The sequence below is a fragment of the Sporosarcina sp. P25 genome, assembly GCF_002743235.1.
Taxonomy (GTDB): domain Bacteria; phylum Bacillota; class Bacilli; order Bacillales_A; family Planococcaceae; genus Sporosarcina; species Sporosarcina ureae_B.
In genome coordinates, this window is the sequence record NZ_PDYV01000003.1 from 171,796 (window position 1) to 189,283 (window position 17,488).

Consider the following 17,488-nt stretch of genomic DNA (forward strand, 5'->3'; position numbering starts at 1 on the left):
TAGCGCCAATCCCTTACCCAAACAGTAGGGAGGAAAGATAAATCACTACGCCTACTGTAAAGCTGCTAGCTACGGTGTTGAACAAGACGATTTGGGCTGCTAGCTCGGGCTCAACATCGTATTCCAATGCTAGCGTGGAGCTATTTCGCGAAGTTGGAAACGAGCTGGCAATCCAGAGTGATTGTGCTATAACACCTTCTATCCCCAATAATAAAATCAACAACAACGCCACGGTGGGTGAGATAATGAGTCGACCGATAGCGCTTAAGTAGATCAAACGGTTCCACAGTGTCTTCACTTTAATCTGCGCTAACTGCGCGCCAAGTGTAATGAGCGCGATGGCGATAAAAGCATCCGATAAATGACTGATTGGCAACTCGATAAACTGTGGTAACTGGATATCTGCCAAGTTAAGCAAAGCACCTAGCCACAAAGCATGGATAATCGGCATTCGAAGGAACTGTTTCACAATATCTTTCCCGGACTGCGTGGAAGATACGAGATTATACAATCCATATGAATACGTCAGTAAGTTCTGATAGACGATCAAAACGATCTGAATAGACACCCCGAGCGGATTCTCATGAAAGACTAGCTGACTGACAGGTAACCCATAGTTTCCTGAGTTAATTAGAACAATACTGTTTTTCATTACGGCGGTCTGCTGGCGATTCAAACGCAAGAGCTTACTAAATACATGGCCAGTAAGTATTAAAGTGGTCGTAAATAATAGTACAAATATGAATACGTCAAGTAGGATGTCTATATCAATGACAGTATGATATAAGTTCATGAACACGGCAGCGGGTATTAAACAGTATGTCAGAATATTCCCCAATGCCTTAACGTTAAAAGTAAATTTTATTTGTAAAGAAACGCCTATTGCTAATAAAATAAGCATCGGTGTGATAACATTTACAAAGACTATGAGTAAGTACTCCACAAAGGAATCTCCTTTCTGCTGTTTCAGCTACATACTTCTCAGAACAATCTTCAAGGAATACAGGAGGCTTCATAATGGAAAAAGAACGACCAAGTAAACATCTACATTTCCCTAAAAGTCAGTGGGTGTTATTAGCGGGTATTTTATTTTTAGCCGCTACCATCCGTTCCCCACTCACTTCTGTCGGACCTATTATCGGAAACATTCGCGATCAACTGCAAATTTCTAATTCGTTGGCCGGATTTCTGACTACAATCCCATTACTGGCATTTGCCATTGTATCACCTTTTACACCTCGCCTTGCGAAACGGTTTGGCATGTCACGAACGCTTTTCTATGCGATGATTATTTTACTGTTAGGCATCATCATGCGTTCTGTCGGCAATAGTATATTGCTACTGATTGGTACATTTTTAATTGGGGTAGGAATCGCTTTTGCAAACGTCCTATTGCCAAGTCTTCTTAAACTGAGCTTCCCCTTACATATCGGATTGATGACGGGTCTGTACTCAGTATCTATGAGTATATCTGCAACACTCGCTTCTGGTATCGCTTCTCCCATCGCCAATGAAACAGTATATGGCTGGCAAGGTGCGTTAGGCATTTGGGGAGTCATTACATTGTTAGCCATTATCGTATGGATTCCTCAGATACGTAAAAAGAAAGAAGTCATCAAAACAGCTCAGAAAAACATGAAGACAAAACCTGCTCTCCCTATTTGGCGTTCGCCACTAGCCTGGAGCATCACGATTTTCATGGGACTGCAATCGTTCCTATTTTATACGACAGCTTCATGGATTCCAGTTGTGTTGCAAACCAATGGCATGACTGCTGATGCTGCTGGATGGATGTTAGCGCTTGTCCAACTTGCACAATTGCCTATGATGTTCATCATACCAGTCGTTGCGGATAAAGTACGCGATCAACGTATCCTTGTCGTAGCTGTTTTCGCCTGTTATTTAATTGGCTACGGTGGCGTACAGTTTGGAAGCGAAGCTCTGACTGCACTTTGGATGATTTTCATCGGTCTGGGTGGCGGTTCAGCATTCGGACTAGCTATGATGTTCTTCACTTTACGTACGAATACACCAGACCAAGCGGCTTCAATTTCCGGAATGGCGCAGTCGATTGGCTACTTACTAGCGTCTGTTGGTCCTGTGTTGTTCGGTATTCTACATGACTTTACTGGTTCATGGACAGCACCACTGTATACCTTCATAGTGGTCGCAACTATTCTATTTATCAGTGGAATGTACGCAGGGAAAAAGCGTTATATTTCGCTTGAACCCAAACAGAATGAGTCGTAATGAAAAGTGCATTTTAACAAAAATAAAACGAAGAACCCCAATTCACAATGGAATTGGGGTTCTTCGTTTTATTTTAATAGTGGTTGCAACCCGTTGATCTGCGCTGCAGCCGGACGCGTTCTGGAGGGACAGAGTCGCCGGCTTCCGCTCCGATCAACTAAGCTAAGACCTCAAACAATATTATAGTGATAGGTAAGCCTTTGAAGTGATCGCCAGCTTTTCCCCACTTCACACCGTACGTGAAATTTTCACTTCATACAGCGTTCCAACTATTCCAATTCGATTCAATCATCAACATTTTCTGCGCCTCAACTCTTCCGTTTCAATAAGTCGGTGCCTTCCGTGAAAGGTGAACCTCTATTAGTCTTACAAGAACCTTATTAACCGATAAAGACTTGTCTAACATGATTGAATGAACCTTTTATTAGTCTAGTGGCTATCCCTTCACGTTCATTACACGCTTCAACGGTACTGTGCCACCACTTTCACTGATATGAAGAAAAGTTGTACAGTCGCTAATCTCACAACTATTTTACATTTCAACGTTTCACTGGGAGTAAGCCCTCCACTTTATCGGCTTACAACGTTGAATTATATCTATTATAAAACAAACTTAGGTTCTTCCGATGAGCCTGTTAGCATCGCATGTGCCTGTAAAGCAAGATGGATTTTCATATAACCGATTCTTACTCATCTACAGCTAACTCTACATCTGGTAGCAAATATATTTCTATATAACGTACGTCTAGACCCGTACATTCAGAAGTTCGTCAGCAATACAGTATCTTATTGTATTGACATTGTATTCCCACCAAATTTGTTCAACCCAAGCATCATGATTTACCTCCACATCGAGTAGGCTTTCGTCAGCCAAACTGTTACGGTAAATTCTCACGCCTATTAGCCGAACCTATAACACGCTTTTCCTTACTAATCCGCGTGCTACTCGACGCTAGGGAAGCCTTTTGGAGCGTTACCTCCTCATTCGACTTCTCGATATAACCCTTTAATTTTAGAAATCTAAAACTACCTGATCTTTACCGAAATTGTGCGACCACATTTCATTTGAATCAGGAACGTTTCGCACCCGTAAACGCACCCGATTATGGAAGATATAAATTTCATTTACGCATTCTTAAAGAAGATGGTTTTACAGTTGCATTGTTCGTATAATTCTTTATTAACTCTTCTGCCCTCTTGTTATCTTCGGCTGAGTTTAGAGGACTTAGAATTAATTCAATTTGATCTAGGGCAAATTTATTAAATGGAAAATCAATGTAATCATTATCAAAAGTCATATTAATCAAATCTGATTTCATTAATTTAGTCAAATCCTCTGGGTCTCCATTTAAATACTTTCCACGTTCATTATTACGATAATATTCTTTTGGGATTGCAATTAATATGTATCTCCATTCCGATTGTCCAGACCAATATTCTCTTTTAAATCGACCTATATAATTAGTTTGCAGATTTAAATCGGATGTTTTTCTTCCACATTTATTACAGATGTTATTATCTATTTTTCCAACAGTTGGGTTAATTAAGTCATCATCTTTAGTATAGGTTACTGGTATAAGCTGTGGAGAATACGGTGGAGATATGCATACATCATTTTCCGTCATTATTTTATTACTTGGTAACGGAATACCATTCTCATCTAAGTCAAAATTGAATAGATTTGTTGAAATTCCAATTCTAACTCCATTATTACCACCTGTATATGTTCTCCACATTTCTACAGATTCCTGTGCTAAATCAGTCCAACATGAAACAAAACATATTCTACCTATATCTTCAAAGTCAGAAGTCAATGCTTCTTCCATATCATCTACAATTCCAAGACTAGAAAATCTAAATGTTTTATTTTTTAATATTAATTCTAAAGTTTCTATACTACAGTAATGATATAAAATGTCTGCCATCTATAAAAGTTCCTTTCCAATATTGTTTATCTTAAAAGTATCATAACTACATAAAACATCATTAAAGAAAACTGAGGTATTGCGCATCAAAATACCCCTTTTGGAGAAAATTTGCTAAGTATTCGCGCCCAATAGTTTCAGCATAATACTTCACGAATCTTTTTGAATTGAATTAGACACTATATTATTTCTATAAGGATTACAACGTAATAGATACACTACGAATTGGATTTTACTATGTCATTTGGATTTATTAGCCACTGCTACTTCATTTTTGATTGTCTCTACTAAAATACTAATATTAACTCTATAATTTTCTAACCGGTCTTCTAATGTCTTGAATTCTGAACTAGCAACAGCTTTTCGCTTATAATATATTGTAGCAAGTTCCCATTCTAATTTACCAATCTTTTTATGTGAAAAATTAAATTCTTCTCTGAATAACTTTAGTTTAGGAGTAAGTTTCTTCTCCATGATATTCATCTTCCTTAATAGATAATTCCCTATTATCAGCATAACAATTACTAGTCTATAACTGTCTTTTTGCTAATAAATAACTACAAATGTGCATAAGGCCAAATTTTTACTTAATCAATGTATTGGAATATTAATAATGTTATTCTCATTCTACACTATATTACTCTTTTTATCTGATTTCTAATTAGACGATTCTGACCTTTGTCCCAAGAGTGAATACTCACATATCTATCCGTTTTTATTAAATAGAAATACTGATTCTTTAAATGCGTTATTCACCAATCTGGCTCGTTTCTTGAACATTGAGTCTAAGCTTTTTACCATTCGTAAAGCAGATTTATTTCAATAGTAGTGAAAAAAACAAATGGCACGGTTCATCCCAATGCCATTTGATGTTCTAATATGATTATAATTCGTTTATTAATTCAGCTTTTATCCTCTAGACTGAACAAGTTCATCTGAAATGCTCTTACTCATTTTTATATTTCTAATTCCGCAGAAATCGGACAATGATCACTGCCCATGATTTCTGAATGAATGGCTGTTGTTTTTAGAGCCGACTGAAGACGCTCTGAAATAATAATGTAATCGATGCGCCAACCAATATTACGTGCACGTACGTCGCGCATATACGACCACCAGGTATAACTCTCTTTTAGACCCGGATTCATAAAACGAAACGTATCAATGAATCCAGTGTCTAACAATCGCGTCATTTTCCCGCGTTCTTCATACGTGAATCCCGAATTGCCAATATTAGATTTAACGTTACGAATATCAATTTCTTCATGCGCTACGTTCAAATCTCCGCAATAAATGACGGGCTTGATGGCATTCAATGACTGTAAATGCTCAAGTAAATCATCTTCCCATGCCAGTCGAAATGATAATCGCGCTAAGTCCCGCTGTGAATTGGGCGTATAACAATTGACGAGAAAGAATTCTTCAAATTCTAGCGTCAGCACTCGTCCCTCTGCTTCATGGTCCAGATCATTCAATCCATTACGTACAGAAAGAGGTGTTTTCTTCGTAAAGACCGCCGTACCTGAATATCCTTTTTTCTCTGCATAGTTCCAGTAGGATTCATACCCTTCAAAAGAAAGGTCAATTTGTCCTTCTTGACATTTGATCTCCTGTATACAGAATATATCTGCCTGTACTTGTTCAAAAAAGTCACTGAAACCTTTTTTTACACAGGCTCTAATACCGTTCACGTTCCAAGACACTACTTTCAATTTTACACAACCTGTCTATATTAATTACCGTTAAAACTCACTGCCAATTTTGCTGCAAGTTCAGCGTTTGACTTCACCAATGCAATATTGGCCTCCAGACTTTTACCGCCTGTCATTTCCTGAACCTTTTTTAACATATGAGGTGTGAGGTTCTTTCCGCTAATGCCCATTTGTTCTGCTTCTTTAAGTGCATCTGAAACCAATCCATCCATATAGTCCTGATCCATTGCATATTCTTCAGGAATTGGATTAGCGATAATCGCACTCCCCTCCAAGCCTAAATTCCATTTGACACGCAACATTTCTGCGATCATGTCGATTTCATCCACTCGGTAGTCTACATGATGTGTACTGCTTCTTGTGTAAAAGGCAGGAAAAATATCTGTTTGATACCCCATTACCGGCACACCTTTTGTTTCCAAATACTCAAGTGTTTTACCGATATCCAAAATAGATTTTGCTCCTGAACAAACAACTGCTACACTTGTACGGGCAAACTCTTCAAGATCCGCAGAAATATCCATCGTTTGTTCCACACCTCTATGCACACCACCAATGGCCCCAGTCGTGAATACACGGATCCTCGCCAAGTCAGCAAAGAACATCGATGCGGCAACCGTCGTTGCACCAGGTTTCTTAGTAGCAATTAAGTAACTGATATCGCGTCTAGATGCTTTGACAACACCTTTGCTGTCCCCGAACCGTTCCAACTCTTCATCAGTTAGCCCTATTTTTATTTTTCCGTCCATAATTGCAATCGTCGCCGGGACCGCGCCATGATCACGCACAATCTGTTGAACTTCACGTGCAGCTTTCACATTCTCAGGATATGGCATACCGTACGTAATAATTGTGGATTCCAATGCGACTAGCGGCTTGCCGTATTTCATCGCTTCTTTCACTTCTTCTGAATACGAAACATATCTTCTCATTATGAATCTTCCCCTTTACCGTTCAATTGCTATATATTCATAATAATCATTATACGCTCTTTATTCAATGTTCATCGACAATTATTTGGTTAATAGAGTAGTGTTCTAAGTCCCATCCAGTCTCTTGGCCTAGCACTAGCTGGGATAACAGCTTGCCAAGAAGAGGTCCTACTGTTAAACCAGATGAACCAAGACCATTCGCAACCCAAACTTGCGGATGATCAGGTAATCGACCAATGACCGGCATAAAATTCGGTGTATGTGGACGAATGCCCACACGGACTTCAGCCAATACTGCTTCGCTCAGTACAGGTGCAATGGGTAAAGTATTCGACAATACCTCCAGTATTCCACCTGCTGTCGGTTGAATATCGTAATCATCAGTATCTTCGTGTGTTGCACCCGCAACGAATCTGCCGGCTTGAAATGGCACGAGGTACTGAGTGCTCGGCGGCATGATGACTGGCCATTCACCTGACGCTTCATGATTTGATTGTAAATGTAGGATTTGCGCTTTCTGTCCTGTTACTTGAAGTTTCTTACCAAATGACTCTGTAAATTCACTAGCCCATGCACCTGCCGCTATAATGATTTGATCTCCTTCAATAATTTGCCCATCCACCATAACACCACAGACTTTCCCTTCCTTTATGTACGGTATAGCGGAACCTTTTATATATTGCACTCCTCGTTTAACTGCCACACGTTCCAATGCACTAAGTAGTTGATCTCCTTCGACTTTTGCCGCACCAGAAATACGAACAGCTGCATATTCATCCGATAACACAGGAAAATAGCTAGCCGCCTGCTCTGTATCTAGTAATTCCACTTCTCCAATCTCGGGTGCATGTTCTTTTCTTTTATTCAATAACTCAACTTTCTTTTCCAAACGGTTTACATCAGTATGAATCGCCAAAGCACCCACTTTCTTATATCCTGTTTCCACCTCGCCCTGCTCTTCCAATGAACGAATGAATTCCGGATAATAGGCGGCTCCAGCTGACGCTAATGCATACCAAGCCTTATTGCGGCGCTGAGATGCCCATGGACAAATAATGCCCGCTGCGGCTTTTGTGGCCTGTCCAGGCTCCTGTCTGTCGATTAGAACGACTTCTGCATATTGCGTAGACAAATGATAAGCAGCAGAAGCACCAACGATTCCAGCACCTATAATCAATACTTTTTTCATAAAAATCTGCTCCTTTTTATACTAGTTTTTAAAATCGACAAACTTTTCACTTTATTTTTCCTGAAAAAGCAGTATAATTACACTATTCGGAATTGAAGTTTCGGAATATTCTATATCTTAAGGGGTTTTGATGATTATGACGAGATTACCTATGCACATTCAACTTGCACAAAATAAAAAAGAAAAGCCAGATCCTAGCTCTCTAGTCTTTGGAAAATCATTTACAGACCACATGCTCATTATAGACTATGAGGAAGGCAAAGGTTGGCATAATCATCGCATCACTCCTTACGCTCCTTTAACACTTGACCCAGCTGCAATCGTCTTACATTATGGACAAACGGTTTTCGAAGGAATGAAGGCGTATCGTTCAGAAGAAGGAACCATTCGCTTGTTCCGTCCAGATCAAAATATGAAACGCCTGAATTATTCACTCGATCGTCTATGTATGCCACGAATCGATGAGGAGAACGCATTGTACGCACTTAACCAGTTGCTGCAAATCGAGCAAGATTGGATTCCTACACTAGAAGGAACCTCATTATATATCCGCCCATTTGTCATTGCAACAGAAGCTTTCCTAGGTGTGGCACCAGCTAAAAATTATCAATTTTTCATGATTCTATCTCCTGTTGGCTCGTACTATAAAGAAGGGATTCATCCAGTGAAAATCCTCGTGGAAAATGAATTCGTCCGTGCTGCAAAAGGCGGAACGGGTAGCGCTAAAACTGCCGGTAACTACGCATCTGCTTTAAAGGCCCAGGAGACAGCAGACAAACAAGGGTACTCCCAAGTTCTATGGCTTGATAGCGTCGAGCGTAAATACGTTGAAGAAGTAGGTAGTATGAATATCTTCTTCAAAATCAATGGTGAAGTCATAACACCCGCGATCAACGGCAGTATTCTTGAGGGAATTACTCGAAAATCAATTTTACAGTTACTGAGACACTGGAATATGCCAGTTGTAGAGCGTCAAATCTCGATGGATGAAATCCGATCTGCCTATGAAAATGGAGAACTGGAAGAAGTATTCGGCACAGGTACAGCTGCTGTTATTTCTCCTGTTGGAGAACTGAATTGGGATGGGTATAAAATGATCATCGGTAACGGTCAAACTGGTGAACTATCTTCACTTCTTTATAACACGTTAACGAATATTCAAACAGGCAAAGAACGAGATCCGTTTAATTGGGTATATGAAATTAAGAAACATGTAGCAAAGCTTGCTTAGACGATGAAAAGCCCCTGTTTTCCATTACTGGAAAGCACGGGCTTTTGTTTATATAGAAAGTAAAGCTGCATCATTCGTAAGTTGTTCTCCACGAATACGTTGAAATTCATCCATTAATTTCGCAATAGTTAAGTGCTGTTTCTGCTCTTCTTCCACCTCTAGTATGATTTGACCCTTATCCATCATAATTAATCGATTTCCAAGGTCAAGTGCCTGTTGCATATTATGCGTTACCATCAACGTCGTTAGTTGATCTTTCTCAACTAAGCGTTTCGTTAAATCGGTAATCAGCTCTGCGCGGGATGGATCAAGTGCAGCCGTATGCTCATCTAACAACAAAATAGAAGGTTGCGTAAAAGTCGCCATCAACAATGACAACGCTTGACGTTCACCACCTGACAACAGTCCAACATTCGCTGTCATCCGATTTTCAAGATTCAAGTGCAATGTTTCAAGTGATGTACGGAATAAGTCTTTCCGTTTCTTATCTACTCCGCGGTGCAATGACCGTCGGCGGTTGCGAGAATAAGCCATCGCTAAATTCTCTTCAATCGTCATTGTGGGTGCTGTACCTGACATCGGATCTTGGAATACTCGTCCAATCATTTTGGAACGTTTAAATTCCGCCAAACGTGTGACGTCTTTGTTATCGATATAAATAGAGCCAAAATCCGGTGTCAATGCGCCAGAAATCATATTCATCATGGTAGATTTCCCTGCTCCGTTACTACCTATGACGGTAACGAAATCACCCGGTTGTAAATGTAAGTTAATCTGGTCCAGCGCTACTTTCTCATCTGGAGTCGCTTCATTAAATACTTTATTGACTTGATCCAGTTTCAACAACGCTATGACCTCCTTTTGATGACTTTATCGCCATTCGTTCAGATTGTCTTTTCGCTTTACGTACTTTTTCCCGTCTCTTTTCGAGAATCTGCGGAATAATTAATGCCGCTATTACGATGACTGCAGTAATCAATTTCATATCACCTGAATCGAGAATTTTCACTTTCAACGACAGTCCAAGTACGATTCTGTAGATTACGGCACCAATAACCACGGCTAGTGTTGTACGGAAAATGGTTTTCGTCCCGAATATCGCTTCACCGATAATAACAGAAGCCAATCCGATGATGATCATGCCAATCCCCATACCGTTATCAGCGAATTTTCCATACTGTGCAATCAATGAACCTGAGAAAGCTACCAACGCATTAGAAATTCCTAATCCGAGAATAACGAGAGTATCTGTATTGGCAGAGAAACTGCGAATCATTTTTTTATTATCGCCAGTCGCGCGAATGGCCAAACCAACTTCGGTTTGCAAGAACCAGTCCGCTATGAATTTAATGATCACCACGACTAGAATCATCAGAACTACCGTTCCCCAAGTCGATGGTAAATGTTCCAAGCCAAGTCCTGATAAGAAACCATTGATTGCTTCATCAATTCCAAGATTACTCCAGAAACCTTGGAACTTACTGAAAATCGTTTCTGAATTTAAAAGCGGAATATTCGGGCGGCCTACTGAATTTTCTGTAGTTAGTCCCATTATCCGAAGGTTTATCGAGTACAGAGCTATCATCATGAGGATTCCGGATAGGAGTGGATTGATTTTTCCTTTGGTATGTAATAAGCCTGTTATACATCCAGCAAAAAAGCCAACCAAGATCGCGGTAAGTGTTGCAACAAGTGGATGATAATCAAATACAATCATCGTAGCCGCTACTGCTGCGCCTGTTACAAAACTTCCGTCCACTGTTAAATCTGGAAAATCAAGCACTCGGAATGTTAGATACACTCCGAGTGCCATGATCGCATAGATGATACCCTGCTCAACTGAGCCAAATACAGCTGAAAACATGCAAGATCATCTCCTAATTTTATTTATTCTGCAATCTCGGCATTCCAATCATCTTGAATTTTCAAGCCGATTGCATCCGCAGTCTCTTTATTCATCACTAACTTCAAATTCTGTGGTAATTGAACAGGTAATGATTCAGGCGTTTCTTCACCCTTTAGAATCTTTACTGCCATTTCACCTGCTTCATACCCGATATCGTAGTACTCAAAACCGTATGCTCCAAGCCCTCCACGTTTCACAGAATCAAATTCACCCACCATCATTGGAATGTTATTGTCATTCGCAACCGAGATGACCGATTCTAGTGCTGATACTACTGTGTTATCCGTAATAATATAAAATGAATCTACTGAACCGATTAATGATTCAGCCGCTTGCTTTACGTCTGCAGAAGTCGCAACAGATGCTTCTACAACTTCCATATCCATGTCTGCAAGGATCTCTTTGACGTGGTCTACTTGTAAGCGAGAGTTTTGTTCTCCCGAGTTAAATATCATTCCAACTTTTTTCGCACCTAAGTTTTCTTTCAAGAATTTCATTGTGTTCGGAATTGCATCCGGATGATTATCAGTAGTGCCTGTAACATTTCCACCCGGCTCTTCATTAGATGCAACAAGTTCCGCAGCTACTGCATCCGTAACTGAAGTGAAGATGATCGGAATGTCTTGAGTCGCGCTAGCTGCCGCTTGTGCACTCGGTGTAGAGTTAGCAAATATTAAATCTACGCCCGCTCCCGCCAAGTTGTTCGCGATGGTTGAGTTAGAACTATTATCATTTTGCGCATTTTGCTTATCATATTCTACATTCAGCCCTGCATCTTCAATCGCCTTTTGGAATCCTTCAAACGCTGCATCCAAAGACGGGTGTTCAACAATTTGCGTTACACCAATTATGTATTTTTCCTCAGTGCTTGCTTTATCATTATTTTTATCATCTGCTCCAGGATCAGATGCCCCCTCTTTTCCACCACACGCGGCTAGAATGAGCACAATACTGAATAGTGCTGCTGCGTAAGTCACCCAACGTTTCTTCATTTAAATCCCCCTCAACTATTATCTATTACTCTTTCGATGTATTTAGAAAAGGTAATAATTATACGTAATCGTACCCTTTACTAAGTTATTCGTCAATGCATTATTCAATATTTTGCGTGAATTCTCACAAGTTAACCAATTATTCGATGCACTATTTCATACATTGCAAAAACTCGATTGAAAATGGCTCTATTTACGTAAAAAAATAGTGATGCGATTATTACATTCGCATCACTATTTTTGGTTATTTACTTAACTCATAATTCAGGAATCTCTTTGTACGCATTTCTTTCGGTGATTTGATTACTTCATCTGGAGTACCCGATTCAATGATCATTCCATCATCCATGAAGATCACTTGATTAGCGACATTGCTTGCAAACTCCATTTCATGTGTCACCACAATCATCGTCATATGCTCTTCTGCGAGATTTCTCATCACTTGCAATACTTCTTTCGTCAATTGTGGATCCAAAGCAGAAGTCGGTTCATCGAATAGTAAAATATCCGGATCCATCATCAACGCTCTCGCAATCGCTACCCGTTGTTTCTGACCACCTGAAAGTCTCGAAGGCAATTCATCAGCCTTTGAAGCCAGTCCCACTTTTTCTAGTAATTCGATACTTCTCAGCCCATAATCTTCGGCTTTTTCTTTCTTCACAAGTTTCGGTGCTAGTTCCAAGTTCTGTTTTACAGTTAAATGAGGAAAAAGGTTAAATTGTTGAAATACCATTCCCATTTTGGAGTTAATCATTTTACTATCGGTAGAATTTGTGTAAATGCCATCTTTAACTAGGTAATCTCCATCAACGATAATACTACCGCCACCGACTTGCTCCAATTGAATAAGACTTCTTAACATGGTACTCTTTCCAGATCCCGAAGGTCCAATAATTGCCATTACATCATTTTTTTGAACATCAAACGAAATATCCTTCAATACTTCCAATGGACCGAATGATTTCTGTAAGTTGCGTACTTCAATGAAAGACATAATTTCCACTCCTCATTCGTATTGCAGCTTTCTCTCTAAGTACTTGAAAATTACAGTCAACCCGAATGCAATCAGCAGGTAGATCGCTGCTGCAATGAAGAACGGAATGATTGTAAAGTCCCTGTTAACGACTGTTTGTGCATAGTGTAGAAGTTCAGGAACAGCTACCGCATATAAAAGCGCGGTATCTTTTACTAAAGATACCGATTCATTCGCAATAGGTGGTAGCGTAACACGAAACATCTGTGGTAGGATGACGCGCACAGTCGTTTGCCATTTCGATAATCCAAGTACTTGTGAAGCTTCATATTGTCCTTTATCGATGGAGATCAATCCACCTCGGAATATTTCAGCAAAGTATGCTGAATAGTTCAAAATGAACGCTAGTGTAGCTGCGACAAAACGGTCAAAAACTAAATACTCACCAATTACCGGCAGAAGTGGTAAACCAAATACAAAGAACAATAGCTGTAATAACAAAGGGGTCCCACGCATGACGTATATAAAAGTCTGCGCCAAATAAGAAATTGGTTTAATACTACTTCTTACGGCAAGTGTCAGCAAGAATCCAAGTGGAATAGATAAGACGATCGCTATTATAAATAATAGGACAGTCGCTTTAGCTCCTTCCAACATAGGAATCAGCATAGATATAAAATATTCATAACTCATTAGTAAATTCCTCCAAAAAACCATTCCAGTTTTTATGTACTTCTCTTACAATACTACTATCAACGGAAGTCACACATACCACTTCCGTTGATATAAATTACTTCACTACTCAACGTAGAACTTTGTCTTCTCCGAACCATTCTGTGGAGATTTCAGCTGAAGTACCCTCTTCGTTCATAGTATCCAATGCCTCTTGAAGATTTTCAAGCAATTCGTCATTGCCTTTCTTCACTCCAACGCCATATTCTTCTACTGCCAATGATCCGTCAAGTTTTGAAAAGACCCCTTTTTCAGTTGTCATATAATAATCAATGACGACTTCATCAAGTACAACTGCGTCGAGACGACCTGTTTTCAAATCTGTCAATGCTAGAACATTATCCGCAAATTCTGTGATGTTTTCTAACTTTTCGTGGATCGGGTGGCTCTCTAGTGCGGGTCCAGCAGATGATAATGCTTGTACTCCTACTACTTTTCCGTCTAGATCTTCAATTGCTTTCACGTCAGAGTCTACTAACGTCACAACGACTTGATTATTATCCAAATAAGGCTTCGTGAATAATACTTTTTCTTGACGTTCTTTTGTGATGGTATAGCCATTCCAAATTAAATCGATTCTTCCACTGCTAAGTTCCGTTTCCTTCGTTTTCCAGTCGATTGGCTGGAATTTTGCAGTAGCGCCCATATGCTCTGCTGCTGCTGTTGCCATGTCAATATCGAAACCTACTAAATTATTTTTATCATCACGGAATCCCATAGGCGCAAATTTGTCATCTACACCGATGATGATCTCTCTCGTTTCTTCTTTACCCGCGTCCGCAGTAGATTTGTCTCCTTCGGAAGACTTATCCGAACATCCAGCCAGCAGTAGGAATAATGCTGCGAACAATAAAGCAATAGTCGTCTTTTTCATTGGTTTTCCTCTTTTCTTCATTCTTTAGTACGTTAATGAGTTAACATACTATAAAAATACCATTAGATGCACGAAATGAAAAGGAGTAAAATAAAAAAACTGAAGACAATCTCCATATTGTTGGAGTTATCTTCAGTCTCAGAATTAGATGTGTCTATTCTCTTTTCGTTATTTACTTCTTCTAAACACTTTGTGTCCATCGTATGAAAAGACTAAAGGTTTGTTCTCGAGTATCGTTTCAATGTGCACAATACGTCCCCAGAGTTGATGGATATGCGGTAAAACATGTTCCAAGTAGGGGAGATCAAGTTCAGTGTTTTCATAGCGATGAATGAGATACAGTTCTCCATTACGCATATAGTCTCCATCGTCTACTACTATATAAGGAAAGCCACCGTTCACTCGCTGTCCAATTAGTTGATTCCGGACTGCGTCTGTCTGTTTATCGGATATTTTGTATTGGTTTTCCTGCTTTTGGAATACGTACAGATCTTCTTGTTTAATCAAGTCATCAGACAAATAATTTCGAATAAAAGAAGTATCATTTTCAATTTCACGCGCTTCAAATATTTTTTCCCGTCCCGTCATCGCTTCTTCACCACGTGAAATAGCTTCTTTAGCTAGTATATCGTACCGTTTCTCGATATCTTCATACATTTTGACACCGAGGTAATATGGATTAATTGAAGTCTTGGAAGGTTGTAGTACACTGGCATTAAGTTTTGCAAACTCGATTGTTTCTGAAGGTGTTAAATCCATTTGTCGAAGGATAGTTTGATGCCAATAGGATGCCCAACCTTCATTCATGATTTTCGTTTCCAACTGTGGCCAGAAATAGAGCATCTCCTCGCGTAACATCGTCAGGATATCCGCTTGCCATTCCGTTAGATTACGACTGTTTTCAAGAATAAATAATAAGATGTCTTTTTGTTGTTCTTTCGGATTCTTTTGGTGCATTTCAATCGCTTGTTGTCCAGGAATTGTCCGTTGATCAAGATCCCATAAATCCTCATATGCGCTTCTTCGGGGTGGTTGGACAATAAAAGATGACGGAATGATGTCTCGCGTCATACTTGGATCCACATGTTCTTGAATGGCTAATACCGCATCAAGAAATGTTTCCACACATTTCTTACCGTAGCGTACTTCATAGTCTGCAATTCGTTCGGCTGTAGCTGCCATGCTTTCCACCATGTCTTTACGTGTCTTTGAGAAATAGGTATTATTTTTGAAGAAATCACAATGCGCCAATACATGCGCGATGATTAGTTTATTTTGTATTAAACTATTCGTATTCAATAAAAATGCATAACATGGATTTGAATTTATAACTAGCTCATAAATCTTGCTCAATCCAATATCATATTGCAACTTCATCTTATGAAATTGCTTACCAAAACTCCAATGTGTGAAGCGTGTAGGCATTCCATAGGCACCAAATGTATACAGAATATCCGCTGGGCAAATTTCATACCGCATTGGATAAAAGTCGAGTCCAAATCCATTGGCAATCTCCGTGATTTCATCAATTGCATAATATAATGCCCGTTGATCAGTCAGCGTAACCCCTCCGTTCGCTTTTCGAAGAACTTCTTGAGCGCAAAGTAGACATCGCGGTTTTTTTGCAAAATATAATAATTGAATTTGGGATGTTCAATTGATTTATACGCAGACATCAACGTAGACATTCTACGGTGTTCATTGACTTCGGCATAACCAAACATATTCGATATCGCCAATAATTCATCTACGTGTTCCAAACATTTCTTATTGTCACTTGTCATATTCTCCCCGTCCGAAAAATGCACGGGATAGATATTATAACTAGTTGGTGGATAATATTCTTTAATAACTTCCAACGCTTTACTATAGGCAGATGAACATCTGGTTCCACCACTCTCTCCTTTGTTGAAGAAGTTTTCCTCTGATACTACTTTCGCTTCCGTATGGTGCGCAATGAATTCGATATCTACGGTTTCATACTTTGTCCGTAAAAACTTCGTCATCCAAAAGAAGAAACTTCGTGCCATATACTTTTCAAATTTACCCATTGAACCACTCGTGTCCATCATTGCGATGACTACTGCTTTAGATTGTGGTTTCTCCACGGGATTCCATGTTTTAAATCGTAGATCATCTTCCAGAATCGGTGCGACTTCAGCTTTTCCATTTATTGCATTACGTTTAATGGCAGATAACAATGTCCGTTTTTTATCAATATTACCGATTAACCCTTTTTTACGGATGTCTGTGAAATCAATGTCTTCAATCGTTGTTACAGATTGTTCTTTTTGCTCCAAGTCCGGTAGCTCCAATTCTTTAAAGAACATCTCTTCCAACTCTTCAATGGAAACTTCTGTTTCATAGATGTCCTGCCCTGGCTGATCACCCGCTTCTTTTCCTTCACCTGGCTGCGCTTTCTTTTCTCCTTGCGCCACTACGTCTCCTACCGCACTGTCGCCATCACCTTGGCCAACATGCTTGGACTTGTCGTGGTTGTAGCGAATTTTAAATTCATCTAATGAGCGAATTGGAATTTTGACCATGTCTTTTCCATTTGACAGTATAATGTTCTCTTCACTAATTAAGTCAGGTAAGTTACTTTTTAGCACTTCGTTTATTTTATCTAGATGGCGTTGCTGGTCTTGGTGGCCTTTGCGATGGAGAGACCAATTTTCTTCAGTGACAACGAATCGACTTTTCTGGTTTTCTTCCACTCGTATCCCCGCCTATCTCTCGAACAATTTGTTTCCCTATCATATGCGGTAGCTG

General features: G+C 39.6%; 16 protein-coding genes. 2 read left to right on the forward strand and 14 right to left on the reverse strand.

Features of this window, described 5'->3' with window-relative positions:
- Window positions 1–13: 13 nt before the first annotated feature.
- On the reverse strand, window positions 14–943 hold the full coding sequence (locus CSV70_RS04265) for an AEC family transporter (protein ID WP_099628129.1): 930 nt from the start codon (window positions 941–943) through the stop codon (window positions 14–16).
- Window positions 944–1,017: 74 nt separating this feature from the next.
- On the opposite strand from CSV70_RS04265, the gene CSV70_RS04270 reads away from it, so the two are divergent.
- Complete coding sequence (locus tag CSV70_RS04270; RefSeq protein ID WP_085133340.1) at window positions 1,018–2,250, forward strand: CynX/NimT family MFS transporter; 1,233 nt, start codon at window positions 1,018–1,020, stop codon at window positions 2,248–2,250.
- A 1,121-nt stretch (window positions 2,251–3,371) separates the two neighbouring features.
- Here the strand turns inward: CSV70_RS04270 and CSV70_RS04275 are convergent.
- The 5 genes from CSV70_RS04275 to CSV70_RS04295 form a co-directional block, all read right to left on the reverse strand.
- Window positions 3,372–4,175: a DUF2971 domain-containing protein gene (locus CSV70_RS04275; RefSeq protein ID WP_099628128.1), complete on the reverse strand. Its 804-nt coding sequence runs from the start codon at window positions 4,173–4,175 to the stop codon at window positions 3,372–3,374.
- A 240-nt stretch (window positions 4,176–4,415) separates the two neighbouring features.
- Window positions 4,416–4,649, reverse strand: a complete 234-nt coding sequence (locus CSV70_RS04280) for a hypothetical protein (protein WP_099628127.1) — start codon at window positions 4,647–4,649, stop codon at window positions 4,416–4,418.
- A gap of 482 nt (window positions 4,650–5,131) precedes the next feature.
- Window positions 5,132–5,887, reverse strand: coding sequence for an exodeoxyribonuclease III (locus CSV70_RS04285; protein ID WP_085133337.1), 756 nt, complete (start codon window positions 5,885–5,887; stop codon window positions 5,132–5,134).
- Between the two features lie 20 nt (window positions 5,888–5,907).
- A complete protein-coding gene (locus tag CSV70_RS04290) occupies window positions 5,908–6,819 on the reverse strand; it encodes a pseudouridine-5'-phosphate glycosidase (protein WP_085133336.1) in 912 nt (303 codons plus the stop codon).
- A 64-nt stretch (window positions 6,820–6,883) separates the two neighbouring features.
- Window positions 6,884–8,008, reverse strand: coding sequence for an NAD(P)/FAD-dependent oxidoreductase (locus CSV70_RS04295; protein WP_085133335.1), 1,125 nt, complete (start codon window positions 8,006–8,008; stop codon window positions 6,884–6,886).
- Between the two features lie 130 nt (window positions 8,009–8,138).
- On the opposite strand from CSV70_RS04295, the gene CSV70_RS04300 reads away from it, so the two are divergent.
- Complete coding sequence (locus tag CSV70_RS04300; protein ID WP_369822333.1) at window positions 8,139–9,239, forward strand: branched-chain amino acid aminotransferase; 1,101 nt, start codon at window positions 8,139–8,141, stop codon at window positions 9,237–9,239.
- Between the two features lie 48 nt (window positions 9,240–9,287).
- Here CSV70_RS04300 and CSV70_RS04305 read toward each other — a convergent pair whose 3' ends face one another.
- The 8 genes from CSV70_RS04305 to yhbH all read right to left on the reverse strand — a co-directional run bounded on the left by CSV70_RS04305 (window position 9,288) and on the right by yhbH (window position 17,433).
- Window positions 9,288–10,085: an ABC transporter ATP-binding protein gene (locus CSV70_RS04305; protein ID WP_099626410.1), complete on the reverse strand. Its 798-nt coding sequence runs from the start codon at window positions 10,083–10,085 to the stop codon at window positions 9,288–9,290.
- Window positions 10,060–11,103: an ABC transporter permease gene (locus CSV70_RS04310; protein ID WP_085133333.1), complete on the reverse strand. Its 1,044-nt coding sequence runs from the start codon at window positions 11,101–11,103 to the stop codon at window positions 10,060–10,062. The genes CSV70_RS04305 and CSV70_RS04310 overlap by 26 nt, the downstream gene beginning before the upstream one ends.
- Before the next feature lie 23 nt (window positions 11,104–11,126).
- Window positions 11,127–12,137, reverse strand: a complete 1,011-nt coding sequence (locus CSV70_RS04315) for an ABC transporter substrate-binding protein (protein WP_099628126.1) — start codon at window positions 12,135–12,137, stop codon at window positions 11,127–11,129.
- Window positions 12,138–12,381: 244 nt separating this feature from the next.
- Window positions 12,382–13,131 (reverse strand): amino acid ABC transporter ATP-binding protein, encoded by a 750-nt coding sequence (locus CSV70_RS04320; protein WP_099628125.1) that lies wholly within the window; start codon window positions 13,129–13,131, stop codon window positions 12,382–12,384.
- A 12-nt stretch (window positions 13,132–13,143) separates the two neighbouring features.
- Window positions 13,144–13,803, reverse strand: coding sequence for an amino acid ABC transporter permease (locus CSV70_RS04325; RefSeq protein ID WP_099626407.1), 660 nt, complete (start codon window positions 13,801–13,803; stop codon window positions 13,144–13,146).
- Between the two features lie 109 nt (window positions 13,804–13,912).
- Window positions 13,913–14,716, reverse strand: a complete 804-nt coding sequence (locus tag CSV70_RS04330) for an amino acid ABC transporter substrate-binding protein (RefSeq protein WP_099628124.1) — start codon at window positions 14,714–14,716, stop codon at window positions 13,913–13,915.
- A 168-nt stretch (window positions 14,717–14,884) separates the two neighbouring features.
- Window positions 14,885–16,276, reverse strand: coding sequence for a SpoVR family protein (locus CSV70_RS04335; protein ID WP_099626406.1), 1,392 nt, complete (start codon window positions 16,274–16,276; stop codon window positions 14,885–14,887).
- Complete coding sequence (gene yhbH, locus CSV70_RS04340) at window positions 16,273–17,433, reverse strand: sporulation protein YhbH (protein WP_085133327.1); 1,161 nt, start codon at window positions 17,431–17,433, stop codon at window positions 16,273–16,275. Before yhbH ends, CSV70_RS04335 begins: the two co-directional genes overlap by 4 nt.
- Window positions 17,434–17,488 lie beyond the last annotated feature (55 nt).